We start from the raw sequence: 25281 nt of genomic DNA, 5'->3' as shown, positions 1-25281 counted from the left end.
ACCGCCCCATGGTGGTCTTGAGTGACCGGCGTTCTTCCCCTTCCCGCCGCCACTCGGCTCGGCGCTGCCTTGCGCCCCCTGCGCGCCGGCCTGAAACCTGCGGCGGTGCGTGGAATTCCAGCACAGTGCAGGATCTCCAACAAGGGCCAGGTACCGGGCTGTGACCTGGGTGACACGTTGTGATGGCGGCGTAACAAGCCGTGGAGCCGGTTCACTGCCATAACGGACTATTGCGGGTGAACCAGGTGAGGGTGACCGGTGTCCCAGACGACATGATCAGGAGCGGAATGGTTCATTCAGTGATGCAATGTCCGTTTCTCTCGGTCGAATCGACCGCCCGGATTGGGGTAATTGTCGGGCCCTTGGTGAGCAAACTCACATGATGATCGTCGTCTCTTCCGGGCTCCCGGAGGGAATCGGATGTTTAGCCTGACGCTTTACAGGGATGGCAGAACCGACAACCGGCGCCCCTCCGGGCGGCGCCCCTACCGACAGGGTCCGAACGGCAGATGAAGACGACGATGATGTTCCGCAACATTGCCAACCCCCGGCGCACGACGCTGGCGCACCTCGAGGACGCCGAAGCGCTGCAGACGCCGGAGCGGCCGGAGCACGCGCTCGACCTGCCGACGCAGACGGCCAACCCCCGCCGCACGATCCTCATGGTCGCCCCCGCGGCCGTCACGGCCGCCGCGGAGTAATCCGCGCGGCGTCCCCTCCTCACCCGCGCTAGCCTGGAGCGTCAGTCTTCAGTCAGCCAGCAAGTGAGGGGCCACAGCTTCCCGTGCGCATCGCCAGGTTCTCCATCGACGGCAATGTCGCCTTCGGCGCCGTCGAGGGCGACGGGCCCGATGGTCTCGTCCTCGACATCATCAAGGGCATCCCGTACGCCGAGTTCGAGCTCTCCGGGACCAAGGTCCCGCTGAACAAGGTCCGGCTGCTGCCGCCCGTGCTCCCCAACAAGGTCGTGGCCATCGGCCGCAACTACGCGGAGCACGCCGCGGAACTCGGCAACGAGGTCCCCGACGTCCCCGTCGCCTTCTTCAAGCCCACCACCTCGGTGATCGGTTCCGGCGATGCCATCGAGTACCCCTCGTTCTCCGACGATCTGCACCACGAGGCCGAGCTGGCCGTGGTCATCGGCCGGATGTGCCGCGAAGTGCCGCGCGAGCGGGTCAAGGACGTCATCTTCGGCTACACCTGCGCCAATGACGTCACCGCGCGCGACGCCCAGAAGCGCGAGAAGCAGTGGGCCAGGGCCAAGGGTTTCGACACCTCCTGCCCGCTCGGCCCCTGGGTGGAGACCGACCTCGACCCCGGCGACCTCACCATCCAGGCCACGGTCAACGGCGAGCAACGCCAGCTGGGCCGGACGAGCGAGATGATCCGCTCCATCGAGGACCTGGTCGTCCACATCACGGAAGCCATGACGCTGCTCCCGGGCGATGTGATCCTCACCGGCACCCCCGCGGGGGTCGGACCCCTGCACGTCGGCGACGAGGTCGCCGTCACCATCGAAGGCATCGGCACTCTCACCAACAAGGTGATCAAGCGTGGTTAACGGACCGGTCCGTGTACGTTTCTGTCCCTCCCCGACGGGCAACCCCCATGTGGGCCTGGTCAGGACGGCTCTCTTCAACTGGGCCTTCGCCCGGCACCACCAGGGCACCCTGGTCTTCCGCATCGAGGACACCGACGCGGCGCGCGACTCCGAGGAGTCGTACGAGCAGCTCCTCGACTCGATGCGCTGGCTCGGTCTCGACTGGGACGAGGGCCCCGAGGTCGGCGGCCCGCACGCCCCGTACCGCCAGTCGCAGCGCATGGACATCTACCAGGACGTCGCCGGGAAGCTCCTCGCCGCCGGCCACGCGTACCACTGCTACTGCACGACCGAGGAGCTCGACGCCCGCCGCGACGCCGCCCGCGCCGCAGGCAAGCCGTCCGGCTACGACGGCCACTGCCGCGACCTGAGCGCCGAGCAGAAGACGGCGTACGAGGCCGAGGGCCGTACCTCGATCGTCCGCTTCCGGATGCCCGACGAGGCGATCACCTTCACCGACCTGGTCCGCGGCGACATCACCGTCCAGCCGGAGAACGTGCCGGACTACGGCATCGTCCGGGCCAACGGCGCCCCGCTCTACACGCTGGTCAACCCGGTCGACGACGCGCTGATGGACATCACCCACGTCCTGCGCGGCGAGGACCTGCTCTCCTCCACCCCGCGCCAGATCGCGCTGTACCGGGCGCTCATCGAGCTGGGCGTCGCCAAGCAGACCCCTGAGTTCGGCCACCTGCCGTACGTCATGGGCGAGGGCAACAAGAAGCTCTCCAAGCGCGACCCGCAGGCCTCGCTCAACCTCTACCGCGAGCGCGGCTTCCTGCCCGAGGGGCTGCTCAACTACCTCTCGCTGCTCGGCTGGTCGATCGCCGAGGACCGCGACATCTTCGACATCGACGAGATGGTCGCCGCGTTCGACATCGAGGACGTCAACGCCAACCCGGCCCGCTTCGACCTCAAGAAGTGCGAGCACGTCAACGCCGAGCACGTGCGCCGGCTCGATGTGAAGACCTTCACCGAGGCCTGCGGCCCCTGGCTGCGCGCCCCGTTCGCCCCCTGGGCCCCGGAGGCCTTCGACGCGGACCTGTTCGCGGCGATCGCCCCGCACGCCCAGACCCGCGTCACGGTCCTCTCGGAGATCACGGCCAACGTCGACTTCCTCTTCCTCGACGAGCCGGCGACCGACGAGGCGTCCTGGGCCAAGGCGATGAAGGAGGGCTCCGACGCCCTGCTCGTGACGGCCCGCGCCAAGCTGGCCGACGCCGAGTGGAACGCGGACGCCCTGAAGAACGCCATCCTCACCGCGGGCGAGGAGCACGGTCTGAAGCTCGGCAAGGCCCAGGCCCCGGTCCGTGTCGCCGTCACCGGCCGCACGATCGGTCTGCCGCTCTTCGAGTCCCTGGAGATCCTGGGCCGCGAGAAGACCCTGGCCCGGGTGGACGCGGCGCTGGCGAAGCTGACCGCGTAACGCAGGTACGTACACGGGGGCCCGGCGACCGCACAAGCGTCGCCGGGCCCCCGTGCGTGTGCCGGGCCGCGGGTAGGCTCGGGCCCATGCCGATCAGAGCCGTCCTCTGGGACGTGGACGACACCCTCTTCGCTCACACGACGGCCTCCGTCCGCGGAATGAGCGGGCACCTCGCGGCCGAGGGCCTGCCCGGCGGATACGGCACGGCCGACGAGGCCGTCGACGCCTGGCAGCGGATCACCCGGCGCCACTGGGAGCGGTTCTCCGCGGGGGAGACCGACTGGCAGGGCCAGCGCCGCGACCGGGCCAGGGAGTTCCTGGGCCGCCCGCTGGGCGACGCCGAGGCCGATGACTGGTTCGAGCGCCACATCACCCACTACGAAGCCGCCTGGGGGCTCTTCCCGGACACCGTTCCCGTACTCGACGCCCTGGCCGGGACGTACCGGCACGCGGTGCTCTCGAACTCCGCCCTGGCGCAACAGCACCGCAAACTGACCGTGCTCGGGGTGCGCGACCGGTTCGAGTCCCTGCTCTGCGCGGCGGAGCTGGGCTTCTCCAAGCCCGACGGCAGGGCGTTCCTCGCCTCCTGCGAGGCGCTGTCGCTGCCGCCGGAGGACGTCGTCTACGTGGGGGACGAACCCGACATCGACGCGGCCGGCGCGACGGCCGCCGGGCTGACCGGGATCTGGCTGGACCGTGGTGGCCGGGGCGGACGCCCCGAACTCGTCCGGATCACGGCCCTGGACCAGCTTCCCGGCCTGCTGGCAGGCGATACCCGTTTTGGAGCGCCGGACACCTTCAGGTAATGTTCTTCCTGCGTCGCCCGAACGGGCCGAAAGAACCGGCCGGGAAACGCAGACAGAATTGAAACCCTTATCGGGGTTGCTTTTCAGTGGGCTATGGTGTAATTGGCAACACTACGGTTTCTGGTACCGTCATTCTAGGTTCGAGTCCTGGTAGCCCAGCGCAAGACAGCACGTTGTAAGAACAAGCCCCCGTTGTGTAGCGGCCTAGCACGCTGCCCTCTCACGGCAGTAGCGCCGGTTCGAATCCGGTCGGGGGTACAGATCCTTCCCGCGAGAACATCTGGGTCGCACCCACGCTCTCGATGCAGGATCGCTAGGGCCCCCGTTGTGTAGCGGCCTAGCACGCTGCCCTCTCACGGCAGTAGCGCCGGTTCGAATCCGGTCGGGGGTACTTGTAACACCATGGGCTATGGTGTAATTGGCAACACTACGGTTTCTGGTACCGTCATTCTAGGTTCGAGTCCTGGTAGCCCAGCGCAAGACAGCAAGTCGCAGTAATCAAGCCCCCGTTGTGTAGCGGCCTAGCACGCTGCCCTCTCACGGCAGTAGCGCCGGTTCGAATCCGGTCGGGGGTACAACAGAGCACCACGCAACGGCCCTTCACTTCGGTGGAGGGCCTTCTGCTTGTGTCCGCAGACCTGTTGGGGCTTGGCCCGCCTGCTGCGGCGGTCCCGCTCCGACCGGTGGGGGCCGGTCGGCCTCGGTGTGCGCAAAGGGAGTTGAGGGGGCCGCCACGGCGCTGGGGCGGCCGGTTCCGGAAGAGTGGGGCCGTCGGGTCAGCCGGTGCGGCGCAGAGCCTCGCTCAGCCGGGCGGCCGAGTCGATGATGGCCTGGGCGTGCATCCGGCCCGGGTGACGGGTCAGCCGCTCGATCGGCCCGGAGACAGAGACCGCCGCGACCACCCGGTTCGAGGGACCGCGCACCGGTGCGGAGACCGAGGCGACGCCCGGTTCGCGCTCGCCGATGGACTGGGCCCAGCCCCGGCGCCGTACGCCGGAGAGCGCCGTCGCGGTGAAGCGGGCGCCCTGGAGGCCGCGGTGCAGGCGCTCGGGCTCCTCCCAGGCCATCAGGATCTGGGCGGACGATCCCGCCTTCATGGTGAGCGTGGAGCCGACCGGCACGGTGTCCCGCAGGCCGGACAGCCGCTCCGCCGCCGCCACGCAGATCCGCATGTCGCCCTGCCGGCGGTAGAGCTGAGCGCTCTCGCCGGTGATGTCGCGAAGGTGGGTGAGCACCGGTCCCGCCGTGGCGAGCAGCCGGTCCTCGCCCGCCGCCGCCGCGAGTTCCGACAGCCGGGGGCCGAGAATGAAGCGGCCCTGCATGTCCCTCGCCACCATGCGGTGGTGTTCCAGTGCCACGGCCAGCCGGTGGGCCGTGGGTCGTGCGAGCCCGGTCGCCGCGACCAGCCCGGCGAGGGTGGCCGGACCGGACTCCAGGGCGCTCAATACCAGAGCTGCCTTGTCGAGAACGCCGACGCCGCTAGAGTTGTCCATACGACGATACTCGCGTCTCACTCTGTGAAACGCAAGTTCAAATTTCCAGGGAAGTTGCGAACCTGTACGGGCGGCCCCACAACGGCCCGTAGCCACCGCCCCGCACGGGGATCCGGACGGGGGCGCACCGAATCTCTAGTTGGGCCGGCGACGACGCCGGCCGGAGGGAAAGCGATGGGTAGGACACTCGCGGAGAAGGTTTGGGACGACCATGTCGTCCGGCGCGCCGAAGGTGAGCCCGACCTCCTCTTCATCGATCTGCACCTGCTGCACGAGGTGACCAGCCCGCAGGCCTTCGACGGTCTGCGGCAGGCCGGACGCCCGGTGCGGCGCCTCGACCTCACCATCGCCACCGAGGACCACAACACCCCGACCCTCGACATCGACAAGCCGATCGCCGACCCGGTCTCCCGCGCGCAGCTGGAGACCCTGCGCAAGAACTGCGCGGAGTTCGGCGTCCGGCTGCACCCGCTGGGTGACGTCGAGCAGGGCGTCGTGCACGTGGTCGGCCCGCAGCTGGGGCTGACCCAGCCCGGCACCACGGTCGTCTGTGGCGATTCCCACACTTCCACGCACGGCGCCTTCGGTGCGCTGGCGTTCGGCATCGGCACCAGCCAGGTCGAGCACGTGCTGGCGACCCAGACGCTGCCGCTGGCCCGTCCGAAGACCATGGCGATCACCGTCGAGGGCGAACTGCCCGAGAGCGTCACCGCCAAGGACCTGATCCTCGCGATCATCGCGCGGATCGGCACCGGCGGCGGCCAGGGCTACATCCTCGAATACCGCGGCTCCGCCATCGAGAAGCTCTCGATGGAAGCCCGGATGACCATCTGCAACATGTCGATCGAGGCCGGAGCGCGGGCAGGCATGATCGCCCCCGACCGGACCACCTTCGACTACCTGCAGGGCCGCGACCACGCCCCGCAGGGCGAGGACTGGGACGCCGCCGTGGCGTACTGGAAGACGCTGCGCACCGACGACGACGCGGTCTTCGACGCCGAGGTGGTCATCGAGGCCGCCGAACTGGCGCCGTTCGTCACCTGGGGCACCAACCCCGGCCAGGGCGCGCCGCTGTCGGCCAACGTCCCCGACCCTGCTTCGTACGAGGACGCCTCGGAGCGCAACGCCGCCGAAAAGGCCCTGGAGTACATGGGGTTGACCGCCGGGCAGCCGCTGCGCGAGATCAACGTGGACACCGTCTTCGTAGGTTCCTGCACCAACGGCCGGATCGAGGACCTGCGCAACGCCGCCGCGATCATGGACGGCCGCAAAGTCGCCGAGGGCGTACGGATGCTGGTCGTCCCGGGCTCCGTGCGGGTCGCCCTGCAGGCCGTCGAGGAGGGCCTGGACAAGGTCTTCAAGGCCGCCGGAGCCGAATGGCGGCACGCGGGTTGCTCGATGTGCCTCGGTATGAACCCCGACCAGCTGGCCCCCGGCGAGCGCTCCGCCTCCACCTCGAACCGTAACTTCGAGGGCCGGCAGGGCAAGGGAGGCCGTACGCACCTGGTCTCCCCGCAGGTCGCCGCCGCCACCGCCGTGCTGGGCCACCTGGCCTCGCCGGCCGACCTGTCCGACGACCGCACGCCCGCCGGAGTCTGAGAATCATGGAAGCTTTCATCGCACACACCGGCCGGGCCGTCCCGCTGCGCCGCAGCAATGTCGACACCGACCAGATCATCCCCGCCCACTGGCTGAAGAAGGTCACCCGGGACGGCTTCGAGGACGGGCTCTTCGAGGCCTGGCGCAAGGACGAGAACTTCGTCCTCAACCGCCCGGAGCGCAAGGGCGCCTCGGTGCTGGTGGCCGGTCCCGACTTCGGCACCGGCTCGTCCCGCGAGCACGCCGTCTGGGCCCTGCAGAACTTCGGCTTCAAGACGGTCATCTCCTCCCGGTTCGCCGATATCTTCCGCGGTAACTCGCTGAAGAACGGGCTGTTGACCGTGGTCCTGGACCAGCAGGTCATCGACGCCCTCTGGGAGCTGACGGAGGCCGACCCGAAGGCCGAGATCACGGTCGACCTGGAGGCGCGGCAGGTCCGTGCCGAGGGCATCACCGCCGACTTCGAGCTCGACGAGAACGCCCGCTGGCGGCTGCTGAACGGGCTGGACGACATCAGCCTCACCCTGCAGAACGAACCGGACATTGCGGCCTACGAGGCGGCCAGGCCCACCCACAAGCCACGTACAATTAACGCCTGAGCAGCGCTTTTCCAGTACTGCGCCCCCTGCCTTCTGGTAGGGGGCGCAGTCGCTTGTTGAGACCCCGTCGGGCGACAACTCGCCCCAGATGGCACAATCGGTGCATGGAACGCGACAGCCAACTCAAGCTTTACGGCCAAGTCGCCGACCAATTGAAGGAAGCGCACTCGCGAGTGCGTGCACTGCAAGTCCCGGAGGGCGTACGGATGGCGCTGTCCCGGAAGCTGCTGGTCGTCACGGCCGCGGCGAAGCACGATCTCCCAGATGCGGCAAGGCGTCTGGACCGGTTGATGAAGGACCTCGATGAGGGCCGATTCCCCGAAGGTGACTGACTCTGCGGAACTGCGCAGCGGTCGACTTCGTTGCGGCACTAGGGTGATTAGCCCGTTTCGTGTTTGATTTGCGGTATATATCTGCCTAACGTGCGAAAAAGCTTGAACACTTTCGTTCTGGCTATGTCTCCGAAGGGGAAGACGTGAACAAGGCGCAGCTCGTAGAAGCGATTGCCGACAAGGTCGGCGGCCGTCAGCAGGCCGCAGACGCCGTCGATGCGGTGCTCGACGCGATCGTTCGTGCAGTTGTCGCAGGTGACCGGGTTTCGGTCACCGGCTTCGGCTCGTTCGAGAAGGTCGACCGCCCCGCCCGCTATGCCCGCAACCCGCAGACGGGTGAGCGCGTACGGGTCAAGAAGACGTCCGTGCCCCGTTTCCGTGCGGGACAGGGCTTCAAGGACCTGGTGAGCGGCTCGAAGAAGCTCCCCAAGAACGATGTGGCCGTGAAGAAGGCGCCCAAGGGCAGCCTCTCGGGCGGTTCTTCCACCCGTACGACGGCCAAGGCCGCCGCCAAGAAGGCCACCGCGAAGAAGGCCGTGGCGAAGAAGGCCACCGCCAAGAAGGCCGTGGCAGCGGCGAAGAAGACCACGGCCACCGCCAAGAAGACCACCGCGAAGAAGACGTCCGCGGCGGCGAAGAAGACCACGGCGGCCGCAAAGAAGGCGACCCCCGCAGCGGCGAAGAAGACGACGACCGCGAAGAAGGCCGTCGCCAGCAAGACCGCGCCCGCCAAGAAGACCACGGCGAAGAAGGCGCCCGCGAAGAAGACCACGGCGCGCAAGACCACGGCCAAGAAGGCCACCGCACGGAAGAAGTGAGACCGAGCAGCACAGGGCTCCTCACACGCGCCGGGCCGGGCTCCCCTCGGGGAGCCCGGCCCGCGGGCTGTTCAGGGCAGGGCCGCAGGGCTCAGAAGGTCTGCAGCGTCACCAGGGTGATCCGCAGCCCGGCGCCCTCGCCGCGGCCCTCGATCCGTACCCGCTGGCCCGGACGCAGCAGCCGCAGGCCGCCGGCGTCGAAGGCCGGGGCGTCGAACTCCACCGGGGTGCCGTCGTCGAGCAGCACGCTGCCGGTGCGCGTCTCGGGGTCGTACGTGTACGAGGTCGCCTGCATGAACGGCAGCCTATCGGTCCATCGCGGGGACCCCCGCGGCCCAGCGCCCCGCCGTGTAGGGGCCCACGCCCAGGGCGAGCGCCGCCCGCAGATCGTCGCCGGTGTCCACGTCCTGGCGGACCGAATCGATGCCGGAAAGCGTGATTTCCGCGGCACCGGACGCGAGATGCCGGGCCCGGGACGGGCCGCCGAAAGCCGGGCGCAATTCCACTCCTGGCCCAGCGGACAGAAATGTCGTCCCGATTCCCGCCGCATCCGTCACAAATGCCCGGGAAAAAGCGGCTGAGAAATCGAGCACCCGGGCCAATTCCATGTGGCGCAGTGCGGGCAGATCGGCGTTGAGCACGGCGACGGCCGCTTCGGGCCGGGCCGCGCGCACCGCACGCTCACCGTGCGCGAGGGCCGCGTTGAGCCCGGCGGCGGGGGAGTCGGCCACGACACGGGCGCCGAGGGCCGCCAGCGCGGCGCCGGCCGTCGCGTCGTCCGTGACTACCACCACATCGGCGACGGCCCGGCAGGCCAGCGCGGCGTACACGGTGTCCTGGGCGAAGGCCAGGGCCAGCCGGGGCCGCAACAGGGCGCCGGACGCGGGTACCAGCCTGCTCTTGGCCCGCGCCAGGGGCTTCAACGGGACGACCAGGGACCAGCGGCCGGTCAGGTCGGTGTTCGTGGCAGTCTCCCCCTCGATGCGCATGGCCGCCCATTCTCGCCTGCCGGTGCCACAACCTGGAGGGTCGGTCCCGAAGGTGGGGCGTACGGTGTTCTCGACAGAGCAGGGGCCTGGGGCGAGACTTGACCGTCGGTAGTCAGGCAGCACAGCTCCGCAGCCAGGTCCATAGAGAAAGGTGTCCGGGTGTCCCGCCGCAGAATCGGCTTCTGGTACCGCTTGGCAGCGGTCATCGCGAAACCGCCGTTGGTGGTTCTGTTCAAGCGTGACTGGCGGGGGATGGAACACATTCCGGCCGACGGCGGATTTATAACTGCGGTCAATCACAACTCGTATCTGGACCCGCTTTCGTACGGTCACTTCCAGTACAACACCGGCCGGGTGCCGCGGCTCCTCGCCAAGGCGGGGCTCTTCAAGACCCCCTTTGTCGGAATGATGCTGCGTGGCACCGGCCAGATTCCCGTGTACCGCGAGACCACCAACGCGCTGGACGCCTTCCGGGCCGCCGTTGACGCCATCGAGCGCGGTGAATGCGTCGCCTTCTACCCGGAGGGCACCCTCACCCGCGACCCCGAGATGTGGCCGATGGGCGGCAAGACGGGCGCCGCCCGCGTCGCGTTGATGACCAGGGCTCCGGTGATCCCCGTCGCCCAGTGGGGCGCCAACCTGGCGATGCCGCCCTACGCCACGGACAAGAAGCTGCGCCTGTTCCCCCGCAAGACCCTCCGGGTCCAGGCCGGTCCGCCCGTCGACCTCTCCCGGTTCTACGACAAGGAGCCGACGCCCGAGGTCCTGCGCGAGGCGACCGAGGTCATCATGCTCGCGATCACCGAGCAGCTGGCGGAAGTCCGGGGTCAGCAGGCCCCCACCGAGCTCTACGACCACCGCAAGGCCCGCGCGGAACAGCGGCGCAAGTCCGAAGGAGAGGGACCCAAGTGACGCACCCCGTAAAAGCAGCCGTCTTCGGAACCGGCTCATGGGGTACGGCCTTCGGCATGGTCCTCGCGGACGCGGGCTGTGAGGTCACCCTCTGGGGACGCCGCTCCGAGGTCGCCGAGGTCATCAACACGACCCGTACCAACCCGGACTACCTGCCGGGCATCGAACTGCCCGCGTCGGTCCGGGCCACCACGGACGCCGCCGAGGCGCTGCGCGGCGCCGACTTCGCCGTGCTCGTCGTGCCCTCCCAGACGCTGCGCGCCAACCTCGCCGACTGGGCCCCGTACCTGGAGTCCAAGACGGTACTGGTCTCCATGATGAAGGGCGTCGAACTCGGCACCGCGAAGCGGATGAGCGAGGTCATCGCGGACGTCACCAAGGTCTCCGCCGACCGCATCGCCGTCGTCACCGGACCCAACCTCGCCAAGGAGATCGCCGAACGCCGCCCCGCCGCGGCCGTCGTCGCCTGCCAGGACGAGTCCGTGGCGCGCCGCCTCCAGGCCGCCTGCCACACCCCGTACTTCCGTCCGTACACCAACACCGACGTGGTCGGCTGCGAACTCGGCGGCGCCGTCAAGAACGTCATCGGGCTGGCCGTCGGCATCGCCGACGGCATGGGGCTCGGCGACAACGCCAAGGGCTCGCTCATCACCCGCGGCCTCGCCGAGACCACCCGGCTCGGTCTGGCCATGGGGGCCGATCCGCTGACCTTCTCCGGACTCGCCGGACTCGGGGACCTGGTGGCGACCTGCTCGTCGCCGCTCTCGCGCAACCACACCTTCGGCACCAACCTCGGTCGCGGCATGACCCTCCAGGAGACCATCGCCGTCACCAAGCAGACCGCGGAGGGCGTCAAGTCCTGCGAATCGGTGCTCGATCTGGCACGCCGGCACGGTGTGGAGATGCCCCTGACCGAAACGGTCGTCGGCATCGTCCACGAGGGCAAGCCCCCGATGGTCGCGCTCAAGGAGCTGATGTCGCGCAGCGCCAAGGCCGAGCGGCACTGAGCGGGCCGGCGGGCCACTCGCGGCCGGGTTCACCCCGGCGGACGGCACCGGCGGCGCTGACGCGACCCGTACCAGCAGGTACGCTCATCGCGATATGAGCAGCGAGAACCTCCCCCAGAGCACGGAGCAGCAGCTCCGCAAGCCGCGTGTGGCCGTCGTGTTCGGCGGCCGCAGCTCCGAACACGGCATTTCGGTGGTCACGGCCGGCGCCGTCCTGAACGCCATCGACCGGACGAAGTACGACGTCCTGCCGATCGGCATCACGACGGACGGCCGCTGGGCGCTCACCGCCGACGAACCCGAACGCATGGCCATCACGGACCGGAAGATGCCGGACGTGGCCCAGCTGGCCGAGTCCGACGAGGGCGGCGTGGTGCTCTCCGTCGATCCCGGCAGCCGCGAAGTGGTCTACAGCGAACCCGGCTCGGTCCCCAAGGCGCTCGGCGAGGTCGACGTCGTCTTTCCCGTTCTGCACGGTCCCTACGGTGAGGACGGCACGCTCCAGGGCCTCCTGGAGCTCTCCGGAGTGCCGTACGTCGGCGCCGGAGTCCTCGCCTCGGCGGTCGGCCAGGACAAGGAATACATGAAGCGCGTCTTCTCCTCCTTCGGGCTGCCCGTCGGGCCGTACGTCGTCGTGCGCCCCCGCGAGTGGGACCAGGACCCCCAGGCCGCTCGCAAGCGCATCGTGGAGTTCGCCGGCGACCACGGCTGGCCGCTCTTCGTGAAGCCCGCGCGGGCCGGCTCGTCGATCGGCATCACCAAGGTCGACGACCTCTCCGGCCTCGACGAGGCGATCGAGGAGGCCCGCCGCCACGACCCCAAGTTCCTCGTCGAGTCGCTGCTGCGGGGCCGCGAGATCGAGTGCGGGGTGCTGGAGTTCGAGGACGGGCCGCGAGCCAGCGTGCCGGCCGAGATCCCGCCGGTCACCTCGCACGACTTCTACGACTTCGAGGCCAAGTACATCGACGCGGCGTCCGGCGTCGTGCCGGCCCCGCTCACCGAGGAGCAGACCGCCGAGGTCCAGCGGCTCGCCGTGGAGGCCTTCGAGGCGGCGTCCTGCGAGGGCCTGGTGCGTGCCGACTTCTTCCTCACCGAGGACGGCGGCTTCGTCATCAACGAGATCAACACCCTGCCGGGCTTCACCCCGATCTCCATGTACCCGCGGATGTGGCAGGAGAGCGGCGTCGACTACCCGCAGCTGGTGGACCGGCTCATCCAGGCGGCGCTGCACCGGCCGACCGGACTGCGCTGACCCGGCCAACGGCCGGGGACACAGCCGCAGGGCGTGTGCTCCGCACCGGAGCACACGCCCTACAGGCTGTTGGGGACCGTCTTCCTGACCGCCGGGGCGAAGGCCGCCAGCGGGGTCGCGTCATGCGCGTACGCCACCGGCAACGTCACCTCGACGTACGCCTTGCGGAAGGTGGTCGTGAAACGCGGCCTGCCGTCCTCCTGCTGCTCCAGCATCCAGTTGACGCCGCTGGCGTCGACCGCCTTCGACTGGGCGTCGTCCATCTTCGCGGGGCGCGGGACACCGCAGCGCAGTACGATCTCCCCGTCCCCCCAGCCAGCGGTCAGGTCCGAGCCGGGCCCGGGATCACTGCGCTCCTGACCGGCGACGGTACTCGGCAGCTCCTTGTGCAGCGCACGGCAGTAGGCTGCGGCTTCCGACGACGGGGTGGGAACCGTGACCGGTGCCGAGGCGCCGCCGGACGAGCAGCCCGCCGCGGCCACGAGCACCAGGGCAGCGGACGGACCGAGGAACGCGGGACGGGGAAGCCGGCGGCGGGAAGTCGTCACCGGCACAGCCTAGACGGGGGTTACAGGTGCACGACCGGGCAGGTCAGCGTTCTGGTGATGCCGTCCACTTGCTGCACCTTGGCCACCACCATGCGTCCGAGTTCATCGACCGTGTCGGCCTTGGCGCGCACGATCACGTCGTAGGGTCCGGTGACGTCCTCTGCCTGGATCACTCCCGGGATTCTGGTGATGGTCTCGGCGACGGTCGTCGCCTTGCCCACCTCGGTCTGAATAAGGATGTACGCCTGTACCACGGAACCTCCAGGGCGGCCACGAGGATCATGTGGGGGAAAGGGACGCCACGGTATCGCGTTGCCGCGTGCCGCGGGGAGACCTGCGGGCCGGATGACGCCCACAGCGTGGCGTACAGAACACACAAGTTGACGTATCTCTTGACAGTACCGACAGCAGTGACGGCCCGCGACCGCAAGCTCAGCGGTGCGGACGGGGGACGCGCATGCCAGTGACCAGCAGGACGGACCGCCCCGGGGGGCCGGTCCGCGGTCCGGACGCCGGCAGGCCGCTGACACAGGCCGGACGCCCGTCCGGCGCGACAGATGAGGGGTGAGACTCGGTGAAGGGAACCGTGGGCGAGTTGGGGGAGTTCGGGCTCATCAGAGAGCTGACGTCCCGGCTCACCACCACTCCGGCGGTACGGCTGGGCCCCGGCGACGACGCCGCGGTCGTGACCGCTCCCGACCGCAGGGTCGTGGCCAGTACCGACATCCTGCTGGAGGGACGGCACTTCCGGCGTGACTGGTCGACGGCGTACGACGTCGGCCGCAAGGCCGCGGCGCAGAACCTCGCCGACATCGCCGCGATGGGAGCCGTGCCCACCGCGCTGCTCCTCGGGCTGGTCGTCCCCGCCGAACTCCCGGTGACCTGGGCCGGGGAACTCATGGACGGCATCCGCGACGAGTGCCAGGTCGCCGGAGCGGCCGTGGTCGGCGGCGACGTGGTGCGCGGCGACACCATCACCGTCGCGATCACCGCGCTCGGTGATCTGCGCAACCACGAACCCGTCACCAGGGCGGGCGCCCAGCCCGGCGACGTCGTCGCCGTCACCGGCTGGCTCGGCTGGTCCGCCGCCGGCTACGCCGTGCTCTCCCGCGGCTTCCGCTCGCCCCGCGCCTTCGTCGAGGCCCACCGGAGGCCCGAACCGCCGTACCACGCCGGTCCCGCGGCCGCCGGACTCGGCGCCACCGCGATGACCGACGTCAGCGACGGACTCGTCGCCGACCTCGGGCACATCGCCGAGGCGAGCAAGGTCCGGATCGACCTGCGCTCAGGACGCATCGACATCCCGTCCCAGATGTCCGACATCGGGCAGGCCGTCGGCGTGGACCCCCTCCAGTGGGTGCTCACCGGGGGAGAGGACCACGCGATCGTCGCCACGTTCCCGCCGGACGTGAAGCTGCCGGCCCGCTGGAAGGTGATCGGCGAGGTCCTCAACCCCTCGGCGCTGCCCCAGGTGACGGTCGACGGGGCGCCCTGGACCAGCAAGAGCGGCTGGGACCACTTCGGGGACATCGAGGACGGCCAGTAGATTGCGGCGTATGCCCATATCCCCCGCCGTACCTCCCCGTGTGCTCACCGTCGCCGGATCCGACTCCGGCGGCGGTGCCGGCATCCAGGCAGACCTGAAGACGATGCTGGCGCTCGGCGTGCACGGCATGAGCGTGCTGACCGCCGTCACCGCCCAGAACTCGCTGGGCGTGCAGGGCGCCTGGGAACTGCCCGCGGAGGCCGTACGCGCCCAGTACCGCAGCGTGGTGGACGACATGGGCGTGAGCGCCGTCAAGACCGGCATGCTGTCCTCCGCCGCCCTCGTCGAGACCGTCGCCGCACTCCTCGCCGCGACGGACGCGCCGGTCGTCGTGGACCCGGTGGGCGTCTCCAAGCACGGCGATCCACTGCTCGCCGCCGAGGCGCTGGACTCGGTACGCACGAGGCTGCTGCCCGTCGCGACCGTGGCGACCCCGAATCTCGACGAAGTGGCGCAGATCACGGGCGTGACGGTCACCGACGAGGCCGGGATGCGGCGGGCCGCGGACCGGATGCTCGGCCACGGGCCCCGCTGGGTGGTCATCAAGGGCGGACACCTGCCCGGCGACCCCGTCGACCTGCTGACGGACGGCTCCCAGGAGCACTGGCTGCGCGCCCCGCGCCACGACAACCGCCACACGCACGGCACGGGCTGCACCCTCGCCTCCGCGATCGCCTGCGGACTGGCCCGGGGCCAGGACGTGCCCACGGCGGTACGGGCCGCGAAGGCCTATGTCACCGGGGCGATCGCGGCGGGCTTCGCACTGGGCGCGGGGATCGGCCCGGTCGACCACGGTTGGCAGCTGCGGAACGCCCGCTGAGGACCCGCCCCGCCCGAGCACAGCAAAAAGCCGGTCCACCGAGGTGGACCGGCTTTTTGGGCAACCGGTAAGGCTGCGCTACGACGGGAACGTCAGCGCGCGACCTTGCCGGCCTTGATGCACGAGGTGCAGACGTTGAGCCGCTTCGGCGTCCGCCCGACCACGGCACGCACGCGCTGGATGTTGGGATTCCAGCGACGGGACGTACGGCGGTGCGAGTGCGAAATGCTGTTGCCGAAGCTCGGCCCCTTGCCGCAAACGTCGCAGTTGGCAGCCACGGGTCACTCCAAAACTTCAGATGCACTTACAGTGAATTCCGGCACGCCGGATTCAATGACTGAAGTGGCGGTACCGGGGGAATGTCCCGACTCTCGTCGGGCAACCGAAGCAGCATACAACGGCTGCGTCGGAGATACGAAACTACCATGGGTTCCACAGCTGCCCGCCCCGCCCCTGACCCCGTCGGGCCCGCCGGGCAGGGCTACCCTGCGGTGCAGCCCGCCGCCCCCAGGCCCCGTTCCGAGGAGGACCATCAGGTGCCGCAGACCGCCGACGACCTGGACGCCGTCGCGGTGCGTACCTGGTGCTCACTGGCGCTGGACGCACTCGGCCGGGAGCGCGAGGCGATCGATGCGATCAATGTGTATCCCGTCGCCGACGGGGACACCGGCACCAACCTCTACCTGACCGTGGAATCCGCGGCGGCGGCCGTCGAGGCGGTGTTCGCCGCCCATGAGACCGGTACCTCGGTGCCCTCCACCGCCGACGCGGTACGTGCCATGGCGCACGGGGCGCTGATCGGCGCGCGCGGCAACTCCGGCACGATCCTGGCCCAGTTGCTGCGCGGCATGGCCGGGGTGCTGGCCGAGGAGGCCGGGCCGGAAGCCGGTACGGACCGGCTGCGCCTCGCGCTGACCCGGGCCGCGGTCTCGGCGCGCGAGGCCGTCGCCCACCCCGTCGAGGGCACGGTCCTGACGGTGGCCACCGCGGCCGCCGAAGCCGCGGGGCGTGCGCCGGGCGGTACGGGCGCGGTGGCGCGGGCGGCGTACGAGGGAGCGCGTACCGCCCTGGAGGCGACGCCCGGACAGCTCGCCGTGCTCGGCCGGGCAGGTGTCGTGGACGCCGGGGGGCGAGGGCTGGTGGCGGTCCTGGGGGCGCTGGTGGAGGCGGTCTCGGGACGGGCGCCGGAGCGCGTGTACGAGTCCTCGGCCGCTCCCGTTCCGGTCGCCCCCGCTGCCGGGGACTGCCCCGCGGCGGACGATCCGGAGGGCGGACCGGCCTTCGAGGTCATCTATCTGCTGGAGGCCGGGGACGGGGCCGTGGAGCGCCTGCGCACCCGGCTCGACGCGCTGGGCGACTCCCTCGTGGTGGTGGGGGGCGACGGGCTCTGGAACGTCCATGTGCACGTCGACGACGCCGGTGCGGCGGTGGAGGCCGGGGTCGAGGCCGGACGGCCGTACCGCATCCGGATCACCCACTTCGCCGCGGACCGGGTGCACGCCCGCCCCGAACCCGCCCAGCGCGCGGTCGTCGTGGTCGTCCCGGGCGACGGGCTCGGCGGCCTGTGCGCGGAGGCAGGGGCGACGACGGTGCTCGCCCGCCCCGGGGAACCGCCCGCCAGCGGCGAACTGGTCGACGCGATCCGCCGCGCCCACGCCCGCGAGGTGGTGCTCCTGCCCAACGACGGGGACCTGCGCCACACGGCCGCGGCCGCCGCCGAGCAGGCCCGCACCGAGGGCATCCGGGTCGCCCTGATCCCGACCAGGGCCGCGGTCCAGGGCATCGCGGCCCTCGCCGTCCACGAACCGGACCGCAGCTTCGACGAGGACGTGGTCGCGATGACCGCGGCGGCGGGCGCCACCCGGTACGCCGAACTGGCCGTCGCCGAGCGGCAGTCCTGGACCATGGCGGGGATCTGCCAGGCCGGCGACATCCTGGGACTGATCGACGGAGACGTGGCCGTCATCGGCGAGGACGTCCCGCGGACGGCCCGCAACGTACTCGACCGGATGCTCGCGGCCGGCGGCGAACTGGTCACCCTGGTCCTGGGCGAGGACGTCCCCGACGCGCTGGCGGACGCACTGGAGGAACACGTCCGGGAGGGCTACCTCGCGGTGGACACGGTCGTGTACCGCGGCGGCCACCAGTGCGCCCCGCTGCTGATCGGGGTGGAGTAGGGGCCGTTGCCCCGCGGACCGGGGCGGCAGAACCAGGCCCGTCCGGTGACTGAGGACGAGCCTGGTTCTGCCGGGCGGCCCCGGACTACGCCTTCGTCCCGGCCCCCTGATCCACGTACGCCCGCACCGACGCCGCCTCCGACCGGCGCGCGTCCGCCGTTTCGTCCGTGCCCGCCGGCACCGCCTCGTAGGCCGCGACGACCTCGGCCGCCCGGGCCCGTGCCGCGTCCGCGCGGCCCAGGTCCGCTTCCAGCCAGGCGGCCATCAGCCAGGCGGCCGTGCGCGGGTCGAGGTGGTCGGGGCCGGCCTCGGCGAAGGCCGCCGACGCCCGCTCGACGTACCCCAGCGCCTCCTCGTACGCCCTGCGCGCCGGATCGTCCGCCGCCTCGCCCGGCTCGCCCTCGCACGCGTTGGCGATCAACTCGGCGGTCTGGCGGAAGGTGTCCGCGAGTTCCGGCAGCAACTGCGGCCCCGCCGCCTCGCACTCCCGCTCCGCCGCCGCCATGAGCGCCCGCGCCGCTTCGGGTCCGGGCTGCCCCTCCCGGAGCGCGATCCAGGCCCGCACCCGCAGCGTCCGTACCAGCGAGGGAATGTCGTCCAGGGCCCGCCACAGCTCCCCGGCCCGCTCGTACGCCCGTTCCGCCTCGGGGTTCAGCTCGGCCCGGTACAGCGCCTGCGCCGCGAGGTTGGCGAGCATCGCGTGGTCGTGCTGCTCGGGCCAGCCGCGCGCGATGTCCGCCGCCCGCAGCCAGTGCTCCGCCGCGGCCCGCGGTTCGCCGAGCGTGGACAGCCCGTCGCCGAGCCACCACAGCGTCTGGACGACCATGCCCTCCCCGTGGTCCTCGGACGTGATGTCGGGCAGTACCGCCTCCAGCACGGCCGCCGCCTCGGCCGCCCGCCCCAGCCGGAGCAGCAGGCCGCCGAGCTGGTGCCGGGCGTGGACGCCCAGCGTGGCGCTCTCGTCCGACTCGTCCGCCCAGTGGGCCGCGTCGAGCGTGTGCTCCGTCGCCTCGGCGAGCCGTCCCGTGGCGCCGAGCACTTCGGCGAGCAGCAGATGCAGCCGGGCCCGCCCCGGACCGGACAGCGAGGTGCCGCCGTGCTCCAGCGCCGCGCGGGCGGCCCGCTCAGCCGTCCCGTGGTCGTCGAGCTGTGCGGCGATCCGTGCCGTCCTGGCCTCGTACTCGGCGGCGTACCAGGGCAGTTCCGCCTCGTTGGCCTCGGCGGCCGCTCGCGCGTACAGCTCCGCCGCCGCCGGACCGTCGCCGCCGTACGCGGCTACGTCCGCGAGGAAGCCCAGCGCCTCGGAGATCCGGGTGGCCACCTTCTCCCGCGCACGCAGGGGTTCGGCGAACGCGAGCACCTCGTGCGCCGCCTGCCCGAGGGCGGCGACCGCCGCCTCCGTGGACTCCTCGTCCGCCGCCCGGAACATCCGCTGCTGGAGGACCCGGGCCCGGCAGACCAGCACACCGCTCACCTGCCGGCCCGTGGCCGCGCCCTCCGCGTGCAGGGCCAGGGCCAGATCCACGAGCGGAGCGATCTCCGCCGGCGCGGTGCCGGCGCCGTCGTCCTGCACCGAGCGGAGAAAGACGCGCCTGGCGCTCGCCGCGACGGCCTCGCCCCGGTCGCCGGCCTCCTCGTACAGCCGGGCGGCCGTCCGGAACGCCTCCGCCGCCTCGGCGGGCGGCAGCGAAGGATCCATCGCGCGGTGGTCCGCCACGTTCGCCCGGTCGTGCGCCGTCAGTACCTCAGCGTCCGCGTCCCCGGCCCGCTCGGCGACGGCCCGCCAGGCGTCCCCGGCGTCCGGATGCTGGGCGTCGGAGAGCCGGTGCGCCTCGGCCAGCAGACCTGCCAGGTCCCGAAGGGGCTCCGGAGCGGAGGCGGCCGGCGCCCCCGTCGGCGCCGCGAGCCGCACGGCGCGCACCCCGAGCGGCAGCCGGTCCAGCAGCGGCCGGCGCGCCAGCCGCTCCCGTACCTGCTCACTCACATACGTGTTGCCGTTGCGCTCGTCGAAACGGGCCGCCAGGGCCAGGGCCCGGGTACGGGCGTGGACGGCCAGCGATGCGGCGGTCCAGTCCGTTCCCGCCGGGCCCGGCACGGACTGTCCGCCGTGCCCCAGCGCGGTCAGCCGGTCCATCAGCACGGCGGCGGTGGCCATGAAGTCCAGCAGGCTGCCGGGGTTCCCGCTGTCGGTGAAGTACGCCGGCCGCTCCGCGAGGATCTCCAGCCCCCGGGCCTCGTTGCCCGTCAGGGCACAGAACTCGATGTGCAGCGCGACGGAGTACCGCATGCTCTCCATCGGCCGGACCATCCGGTACCCGCGCAGATGATGCGCGCGGGCCTGCTCCGGCCGCCCCGTCCGCAGCAGCGGGAGGAGCGAGGCGGCCAGCACCGCATGCGGTTCGTGCGCGCAGACGTGCTCGCCGTCCAGCACCGGCGCCCAGCTCTTCAGCGCCTCCTCGTCCAGGCCGCGCAGCACCTGCCAGCCGCCCTGTTCGTGGAGTTCGCAGGCGTGGCAGTTGGCCATCCGGTCCCGGTCGGCGGCCTGCCAGGCGGTGTACGCCCGCCCGGCCCGCTCCAGGTCGCCCAGATGCCGGGCGATCTCCAGCTCGCCCTGACGCACCGCCCGTTCGGAATGACCGGCCAGCCGGTAGCGGTGCGCCATCTCGCCCTGCCACTTCTCGATGGAGGCGAGCGGGATGTGCGGCTGGTCGATCATCGAGCTGGAGACCCACTTGAACATCCAGAACAGATGGTGGGTCATGACCTGGTCGAAATCACCCGGCCGTTCGTCCCACACCCGCAGCAGCCGCGCGAAGGGGACGAACATCTTGTCCTTCTCGGAGCTGTAGTTGTAGACCTGCAGCTGGTGGACGAGCGCCTCGACCAGCAGCGCCGCGTCCCCGCTCTGCTCCGCCTCGGCCAGCAACCGCTCCGCACGGGCGTTGCGCGCGGGCCCCTCCGGCTCCCCCTGGTTGTCCCGCAGGGCCTGCCGGACCGTCGCGGCATCGGCGCTCATCGGCCGTCCTCCTGGGGGTTGGCGGGGGAGTGCCCCGGGGCGGCGGGATGCGTGGCCCACTCCAGCAGACCGAGGAACGCCCGGTTCAGCAGAGCCGAGTCGGCCGGTCGCAGCGGCCGCTGCGCCATCAGCAGCGCCTGTCCGTACAAGGCCTCCGTCGCGGTCACCGCCAGCTCCGGGGCGTCCAGCGAACTGATCCGGCGGATCAGCGGATTGAGATGGTTCAGTACGAGCCGGGCCCGAGGCGCACTCCCGCGCAGGGAACCGAGAATCCCCGTCCACAGGTCGTCCGCCTGCTCCTCGGCCTCGGCACGGGCCTGTTCGTGGCGGGCCGAACGGTCGTCCAGATGCAGGGCGGGCACGGTCAGCGGGTGGAAGGCGCGCAGCACCACATCGCACCCCAGCGGATCCAGCCCGGCGCGGGCCGCCGCGAGGAAGGGGCCGAGCGCCAGCTCCTCCCGCGGGTCCACGGAGTCCAGATGCGCGGTGACCGTATCGGCGTCCAGCTCCGCGACCACCGTCCCGGGCCTTGCCACGGGCAGCCGCTCGACCAGCTCGGTGTCGTAGGTGTAACCGCCGTTGATCACTCCGATCCCCTGCGCGGAGGCGATCGGCGCGACCTGCCGGAACTCCTCCACGGTCCGGGTGAAGTGCACCACCGGATGGCGCCTGGCGAACTCCTCCAGCGAGAGCCGGCCGTCCGTCGTCTCGAACGGCAGCCACGGCAGCATCGTGCGCAGCATGGTGCTGTCGTGCCGGGCGAGCGACTTCACCCCCAGGTGGTGCACGGACAGGAACTGGGCGAGCCGCTCCGGATCACCCGCGGCCAGACCGGTGAGCCAGTCCCTGATCCGCTCGCCGAGCGCGTCCCGTACCGCGGCCAGGGTCTCGTCCGCGTACAGCGCCTCGCGCGAGGCGGTGGGCCGCAGGCTGTCCGTGTCGATGACGCACCGTACGAAGAACGCCCAGTCGGGCAGCAGCTCATCGGCCCGGTCCGTCAGCAGCATGCCCTTCAGATGCACCCGGTGGCCCGCGCGCTGCGCCGGACTGACCGCCGAGGGCAGCACATGGGCGACCCCGCGGATCCCGGCGAGCGGCAGATCGAGATCGATCGTGTCGAGCGGCGAGAAGCCGAACTGCTCGTGGCAGTGGCGGGCGAGCGCCACCCGCCGCCCCGCGGGGCTCGGATACGCGCGGTCCCACGGCGCCGGCAGACCGGTGACGGCCGCGTCCCCGACCCGTACGTCGTACGGCAGCAGCGAGCCGAAATCACGGGCGAGCGCGAGCACCCGCTCCTCGGCCAGCCACTCCGTGCTGCCGGGGCGGGCGGTCAGCAGCACGGTGGTGCCGGGCTCCGGCCGGGCACTGTCGGGAAGCGTGCGCACGGTGTACGAACCGTCGTCACGGGCACACCACTCCACCGGCGGAGCGCCGGGCGTGCGCGCGGAGCGGCTCACCACCCGGATCTCGGCCGCGACGACGAAGCAGGCCAGCAGCCCGATGCCGAACTGGCCCAGGAACTCCGCACGTGCCGAGGCGAGCCCCTGCGCACCGTCCCGTTTGGAACTGCGGCCGATCGTGGCGAGCAGGCTGTGCACATCGGTCTCGGTCAGACCGATGCCGCTGTCCTCGACCCGCAGCCGGCCGTCCTCGGCGTACAGCCGTACCCGGGCGGGCGCGTCCGGCTGCTCGGCGCGCCGGGCGGTGATGGCGTCCACCGCGTTCTGCAGCAGCTCACGCAGGTAGACGCGGGGAGAGGAGTAGAGGTGATGGGAGAGGAGGTCGACCAGCCCGCGCAGATCCACCTGGAAGGTGTGCGGCGACTGGGCGGCGGACTCGGGGGACGCGGAATTCGCTGAGGTCTCAGATGTCATCGTCGCAGCGCAGGTGGGGGGACCCATGCCTCACCGGACGAGGCACTTGCGACAGCGCGGGGGTCGGGCGATCCCTTGGCAGGTGATCGCGAGCGAGAAGCGTGGGAGCCGATCCTAGGGTTGCGGACGCGATTCTGACCAGGAGTTATCACGGCCCGTGCCGCGATCGCGACCAGGACTTGACCCGGCCCGGTGGTGCCCGGCGGACAACTGTCGGTGGCGTGGTGTGCAATGGATCGCGTGTCTGCGTTCGACGAACCCCTCAAGAAGCTGCTCGGTGGCGCCACCGCGAAGGTGATGGCCGAGCACCTCGGCCTGCACACAGTCGGCGATCTGCTGCATCACTACCCGCGGCGGTACGAGGAGCGCGGCCGCCTCACGGCGCTGACCGACCTCCCGCTGGACGAGCATGTGACGGTCGTCGCCCAGGTCGCCGACGCCCGCGTCATGGCGTTCAACAACGGCCGGGGCAAGCGCCTCGAAGTGACCCTCACCGACGGCCACGGCCGGCTCCAGCTGGTCTTCTTCGGCCACGGCGTCCACAAGCCGCACAAGGATCTGCTGCCGGGCCGGCGCGCCATGTTCGCCGGCAAGGTCTCCGTCTTCAACCGCAAGATGCAGCTGGCCCACCCCACCTACCAGCTGCTCGACGCGGAGTCCACCGACGAGGCCGGGGCGACCGAGGCCGTGGACGCCTTCGCCGGCCGGCTGCTGCCGATCTACCCGGCCTGCAAGCAGCTCGACTCCTGGCGGATCGCCAAGGCGGTCGACGCGGTGCTGCCGAGCGCCCAGGAGGCCGTCGACCCGCTGCCCCCCGCGCTGCGCGAGGGCCGCGGGTTCACCGCGCTGCCCGAGGCGCTGCTGAAGATCCACCGGCCGCAGACCAAGGCCGATGTCGCGGCGGCCAGGGACCGGCTCAAGTGGGACGAGGCCTTCGTCCTCCAGGTCGCGCTGGCCCGCCGCAGGTACGCGGACACCCAGCTGCCCGCCGTCGCCCGCCGGCCCGTCCCCGGCGGGCTGCTCGACGCCTTCGACGCCACACTGCCCTTCACCCTCACCGACGGCCAGCTCAAGGTCTCCAAGGAGATCTTCGACGATCTGGCGACCGAGCACCCGATGCACCGGCTGCTCCAGGGCGAGGTCGGCAGCGGGAAGACCATGGTCGCGCTGCGCGCCATGCTCACCACCGTCGACGCCGGCGGGCAGGCCGCCATGCTCGCGCCCACCGAGGTGCTCGCCCAGCAGCACCACCGGTCGATCACCGAGATGATGGGGGAGCTGGCCCAGGGCGGAATGCTCGGCGGGTCCGAGCGGGGGACCAAGGTCGTCCTGCTCACCGGTTCCATGGGCATGGCCGCCCGCCGCCAGGCGCTCCTGGACCTGGTCACCGGCGAGGCCGGGATCGTGATCGGCACCCATGCGCTGATCGAGGACAAGGTGAAGTTCCACGAGCTGGGGCTGGTCGTCGTCGACGAGCAGCACCGCTTCGGGGTCGAGCAGCGCGACGCCCTGCGCTCCAAGGGGAAGCAGCCGCCGCATCTGCTCGTCATGACCGCCACCCCCATTCCCCGCACGGTCGCCATGACCGTCTTCGGTGACCTGGAGACCTCCGTCCTGGACCAGCTGCCGGCCGGCCGTTCGCCGATCGCCAGCCATGTCGTCCCCGCCAAGGACAAGCCGCACTTCCTCAGCCGCGCCTGGGAACGGGTCCGCGAGGAGGCGGAGAACGGACACCAGGCGTACGTGGTCTGCCCCCGGATCGGTGACGACGAGGACGAGGCGGCCAGGAAGAAGGGGAAGAAGGCCGCCGAGGACGAGGCGGACAAGCGCCCGCCGCTCGCCGTCCTGGACATCGCCGAACAGCTGGCCAAGGGGCCGCTGACCGGTCTGCGCATCGAGGTGCTGCACGGCAGGATGCACCCCGACGACAAGGACGACGTGATGCGCCGCTTCGCCGCCGGCCAGGTCGACGTCCTGGTGGCCACCACGGTCATCGAGGTCGGGGTCAACGTCCCCAACGCCACCGCGATGGTGATCATGGACGCCGACCGGTTCGGCGTCTCCCAGCTGCACCAGCTGCGCGGCCGGGTCGGCCGCGGCTCCGCCCCCGGACTCTGCCTGCTGGTCAGCGAGGCCCACGAGGCGAGCCCCGCCCGCGCCCGGCTCTCCGCCGTCGCCTCCACCCTCGACGGTTTCGAACTGTCCCGGATCGACCTGGAGGAGCGCCGCGAGGGCGACGTCCTCGGCCAGGCCCAGTCCGGGGTCCGCTCCTCGCTGCGGGTGCTCAGCGTCATCGACGACGAGGAGGTCATCGCGGCCGCCCGCGAGGAGGCCGTCACGGTCGTCGCCGCGGACCCGGACCTGGAGCACCTGCCGGAGCTGCGCCTCGTGCTGGACGCGCTGCTCGACAAGGAGCGTGAGGAGTACCTCGACAAGGGGTGAGGCACGAGGTGCGGGCACTGCGGGA

Annotated in this window: 23 protein-coding genes and 5 tRNA genes; 20 read left to right on the top strand and 8 right to left on the bottom strand. The window is 71.1% G+C overall.

Features of this window, described 5'->3' with window-relative positions; genetic code table 11:
• The first annotated feature begins 509 nt into the window (after positions 1–509).
• The 9 genes from OG322_RS09015 (at position 510) to OG322_RS08975 (ending at position 4407) form a co-directional block, all read left to right on the top strand.
• Complete coding sequence (locus tag OG322_RS09015; RefSeq protein WP_123461874.1) at positions 510–701, top strand: hypothetical protein; 192 nt, start codon at positions 510–512, stop codon at positions 699–701.
• A gap of 83 nt (positions 702–784) precedes the next feature.
• Positions 785–1561, top strand: a complete 777-nt coding sequence (locus OG322_RS09010; protein ID WP_123461875.1) for a fumarylacetoacetate hydrolase family protein — start codon at positions 785–787, stop codon at positions 1559–1561.
• Complete coding sequence (gene gltX, locus OG322_RS09005) at positions 1554–3026, top strand: glutamate--tRNA ligase (protein WP_123461876.1); 1473 nt, start codon at positions 1554–1556, stop codon at positions 3024–3026. The genes OG322_RS09010 and gltX overlap by 8 nt, the downstream gene beginning before the upstream one ends.
• A gap of 86 nt (positions 3027–3112) precedes the next feature.
• Entirely contained in the window at positions 3113–3832 is a 720-nt protein-coding gene (locus OG322_RS09000; protein ID WP_123461877.1) for an HAD family hydrolase, read from the top strand.
• Between the two features lie 87 nt (positions 3833–3919).
• Positions 3920–3991: transfer RNA gene (locus OG322_RS08995), tRNA-Gln, on the top strand.
• 26 nt (positions 3992–4017) lie between these two features.
• Positions 4018–4090: transfer RNA gene (locus tag OG322_RS08990), tRNA-Glu, on the top strand.
• Positions 4091–4150: 60 nt separating this feature from the next.
• Positions 4151–4223, top strand: a tRNA-Glu gene (locus OG322_RS08985).
• A 12-nt stretch (positions 4224–4235) separates the two neighbouring features.
• Positions 4236–4307, top strand: a tRNA-Gln gene (locus OG322_RS08980).
• A 27-nt stretch (positions 4308–4334) separates the two neighbouring features.
• A tRNA-Glu gene (locus OG322_RS08975) sits at positions 4335–4407 on the top strand.
• A gap of 201 nt (positions 4408–4608) precedes the next feature.
• On the opposite strand, the gene ndgR is transcribed toward OG322_RS08975, so the two are convergent.
• Positions 4609–5325 carry an IclR family transcriptional regulator NdgR gene (gene ndgR, locus OG322_RS08970; RefSeq protein ID WP_024490257.1) on the bottom strand — a complete coding sequence of 239 codons (717 nt, stop codon included), beginning with the start codon at positions 5323–5325 and terminating at the stop codon, positions 4609–4611.
• Positions 5326–5499: 174 nt separating this feature from the next.
• Here ndgR and leuC point away from each other — a divergent pair, with 174 nt between their 5' ends.
• From leuC to OG322_RS08950, 4 genes are all read left to right on the top strand, one after another.
• Positions 5500–6924, top strand: a complete 1425-nt coding sequence (gene leuC, locus OG322_RS08965; RefSeq protein ID WP_123461878.1) for a 3-isopropylmalate dehydratase large subunit — start codon at positions 5500–5502, stop codon at positions 6922–6924.
• A 5-nt stretch (positions 6925–6929) separates the two neighbouring features.
• The gene (gene leuD, locus OG322_RS08960) at positions 6930–7523 is read left to right on the top strand and encodes a 3-isopropylmalate dehydratase small subunit (RefSeq protein WP_123461879.1); all 594 of its coding nucleotides are present in this window, start codon (positions 6930–6932) and stop codon (positions 7521–7523) included.
• 104 nt (positions 7524–7627) lie between these two features.
• A complete protein-coding gene (locus OG322_RS08955; protein ID WP_123461880.1) occupies positions 7628–7855 on the top strand; it encodes a hypothetical protein in 228 nt (75 codons plus the stop codon).
• Positions 7856–7998: 143 nt separating this feature from the next.
• A complete protein-coding gene (locus OG322_RS08950; protein ID WP_123461881.1) occupies positions 7999–8673 on the top strand; it encodes an HU family DNA-binding protein in 675 nt (224 codons plus the stop codon).
• Between the two features lie 91 nt (positions 8674–8764).
• Here the strand turns inward: OG322_RS08950 and OG322_RS08945 are convergent, their stop codons facing one another.
• Both OG322_RS08945 and cofC read right to left on the bottom strand, forming a co-directional pair.
• On the bottom strand, positions 8765–8968 hold the full coding sequence (locus OG322_RS08945) for a hypothetical protein (protein WP_123461882.1): 204 nt from the start codon (positions 8966–8968) through the stop codon (positions 8765–8767).
• Between the two features lie 10 nt (positions 8969–8978).
• Positions 8979–9662, bottom strand: coding sequence for a 2-phospho-L-lactate guanylyltransferase (cofC, locus tag OG322_RS08940; RefSeq protein WP_266410870.1), 684 nt, complete (start codon positions 9660–9662; stop codon positions 8979–8981).
• A 159-nt stretch (positions 9663–9821) separates the two neighbouring features.
• On the opposite strand from cofC, the gene OG322_RS08935 reads away from it, so the two are divergent.
• The 3 genes from OG322_RS08935 to OG322_RS08925 all read left to right on the top strand — a co-directional run bounded on the left by OG322_RS08935 (position 9822) and on the right by OG322_RS08925 (position 12833).
• On the top strand, positions 9822–10574 hold the full coding sequence (locus OG322_RS08935) for a lysophospholipid acyltransferase family protein (RefSeq protein WP_123461884.1): 753 nt from the start codon (positions 9822–9824) through the stop codon (positions 10572–10574).
• The gene (locus OG322_RS08930) at positions 10571–11581 is read left to right on the top strand and encodes an NAD(P)H-dependent glycerol-3-phosphate dehydrogenase (protein WP_123461885.1); all 1011 of its coding nucleotides are present in this window, start codon (positions 10571–10573) and stop codon (positions 11579–11581) included. Before OG322_RS08935 ends, OG322_RS08930 begins: the two co-directional genes overlap by 4 nt.
• A gap of 94 nt (positions 11582–11675) precedes the next feature.
• Complete coding sequence (locus OG322_RS08925) at positions 11676–12833, top strand: D-alanine--D-alanine ligase family protein (protein ID WP_123461886.1); 1158 nt, start codon at positions 11676–11678, stop codon at positions 12831–12833.
• 59 nt (positions 12834–12892) lie between these two features.
• Here the strand turns inward: OG322_RS08925 and OG322_RS08920 are convergent, their stop codons facing one another.
• Together OG322_RS08920 and OG322_RS08915 are read right to left on the bottom strand one after the other, a co-directional pair.
• A complete protein-coding gene (locus OG322_RS08920) occupies positions 12893–13381 on the bottom strand; it encodes a DUF3515 domain-containing protein (RefSeq protein ID WP_123462532.1) in 489 nt (162 codons plus the stop codon).
• A gap of 20 nt (positions 13382–13401) precedes the next feature.
• A complete protein-coding gene (locus tag OG322_RS08915) occupies positions 13402–13635 on the bottom strand; it encodes an Lrp/AsnC family transcriptional regulator (protein ID WP_123461887.1) in 234 nt (77 codons plus the stop codon).
• A 320-nt stretch (positions 13636–13955) separates the two neighbouring features.
• Here OG322_RS08915 and OG322_RS08910 point away from each other — a divergent pair, with 320 nt between their 5' ends.
• Complete coding sequence (locus OG322_RS08910) at positions 13956–14927, top strand: thiamine-phosphate kinase (RefSeq protein ID WP_329306277.1); 972 nt, start codon at positions 13956–13958, stop codon at positions 14925–14927.
• Positions 14928–14937: 10 nt separating this feature from the next.
• A complete protein-coding gene (gene thiD / locus OG322_RS08905) occupies positions 14938–15747 on the top strand; it encodes a bifunctional hydroxymethylpyrimidine kinase/phosphomethylpyrimidine kinase (RefSeq protein WP_329306276.1) in 810 nt (269 codons plus the stop codon).
• Positions 15748–15839: 92 nt separating this feature from the next.
• On the opposite strand, the gene rpmB is transcribed toward thiD, so the two are convergent.
• Entirely contained in the window at positions 15840–16025 is a 186-nt protein-coding gene (gene rpmB / locus OG322_RS08900) for a 50S ribosomal protein L28 (protein ID WP_003965989.1), read from the bottom strand.
• A 258-nt stretch (positions 16026–16283) separates the two neighbouring features.
• Between rpmB and OG322_RS08895 the strand changes: the two genes are divergently transcribed.
• Positions 16284–17924, top strand: a complete 1641-nt coding sequence (locus tag OG322_RS08895) for a DAK2 domain-containing protein (protein WP_123461890.1) — start codon at positions 16284–16286, stop codon at positions 17922–17924.
• An 85-nt stretch (positions 17925–18009) separates the two neighbouring features.
• Here the strand turns inward: OG322_RS08895 and OG322_RS08890 are convergent, their stop codons facing one another.
• Positions 18010–20940, bottom strand: coding sequence for a tetratricopeptide repeat protein (locus tag OG322_RS08890; RefSeq protein WP_266410869.1), 2931 nt, complete (start codon positions 20938–20940; stop codon positions 18010–18012).
• Positions 20937–22814: an HSP90 family protein gene (locus tag OG322_RS08885; protein ID WP_124285335.1), complete on the bottom strand. Its 1878-nt coding sequence runs from the start codon at positions 22812–22814 to the stop codon at positions 20937–20939. The genes OG322_RS08890 and OG322_RS08885 overlap by 4 nt, the downstream gene beginning before the upstream one ends.
• A gap of 231 nt (positions 22815–23045) precedes the next feature.
• Between OG322_RS08885 and recG the strand changes: the two genes are divergently transcribed.
• Complete coding sequence (gene recG, locus OG322_RS08880) at positions 23046–25256, top strand: ATP-dependent DNA helicase RecG (RefSeq protein WP_329306275.1); 2211 nt, start codon at positions 23046–23048, stop codon at positions 25254–25256.
• Positions 25257–25281: the final 25 nt, after the last annotated feature.

This window comes from Streptomyces sp. NBC_01260, from assembly GCF_036226405.1.
Taxonomy (GTDB): Bacteria; Actinomycetota; Actinomycetes; order Streptomycetales; family Streptomycetaceae; genus Streptomyces; species Streptomyces laculatispora.
The sequence above is the reverse complement of the archived record's forward strand: the minus strand, read 5'-3'. Positions and strand labels throughout refer to the sequence as shown.

Excerpts from the sequence above, each read along its gene's own strand:
- ndgR (WP_024490257.1), bottom strand. The coding sequence starts at position 5,325 with ATGGACAACTCTAGCGGCGTCGGCGTTCTCGACAAGGCAGCTCTGGTA.
- OG322_RS08925 (WP_123461886.1), top strand. The coding sequence starts at position 11,676 with ATGAGCAGCGAGAACCTCCCCCAGAGCACGGAGCAGCAGCTCCGCAAG.
- OG322_RS08945 (WP_123461882.1), bottom strand. The coding sequence starts at position 8,968 with ATGCAGGCGACCTCGTACACGTACGACCCCGAGACGCGCACCGGCAGC.
- OG322_RS09000 (WP_123461877.1), top strand. The coding sequence starts at position 3,113 with ATGCCGATCAGAGCCGTCCTCTGGGACGTGGACGACACCCTCTTCGCT.
- OG322_RS08890 (WP_266410869.1), bottom strand. The coding sequence starts at position 20,940 with ATGAGCGCCGATGCCGCGACGGTCCGGCAGGCCCTGCGGGACAACCAG.
- OG322_RS08885 (WP_124285335.1), bottom strand. The coding sequence starts at position 22,814 with ATGACATCTGAGACCTCAGCGAATTCCGCGTCCCCCGAGTCCGCCGCC.
- thiD (WP_329306276.1), top strand. The coding sequence starts at position 14,938 with ATGCCCATATCCCCCGCCGTACCTCCCCGTGTGCTCACCGTCGCCGGA.
- OG322_RS08955 (WP_123461880.1), top strand. The coding sequence starts at position 7,628 with ATGGAACGCGACAGCCAACTCAAGCTTTACGGCCAAGTCGCCGACCAA.
- cofC (WP_266410870.1), bottom strand. The coding sequence starts at position 9,662 with ATGCGCATCGAGGGGGAGACTGCCACGAACACCGACCTGACCGGCCGC.
- leuD (WP_123461879.1), top strand. The coding sequence starts at position 6,930 with ATGGAAGCTTTCATCGCACACACCGGCCGGGCCGTCCCGCTGCGCCGC.
- recG (WP_329306275.1), top strand. The coding sequence starts at position 23,046 with ATGGATCGCGTGTCTGCGTTCGACGAACCCCTCAAGAAGCTGCTCGGT.
- OG322_RS09015 (WP_123461874.1), top strand. The coding sequence starts at position 510 with ATGAAGACGACGATGATGTTCCGCAACATTGCCAACCCCCGGCGCACG.
- leuC (WP_123461878.1), top strand. The coding sequence starts at position 5,500 with ATGGGTAGGACACTCGCGGAGAAGGTTTGGGACGACCATGTCGTCCGG.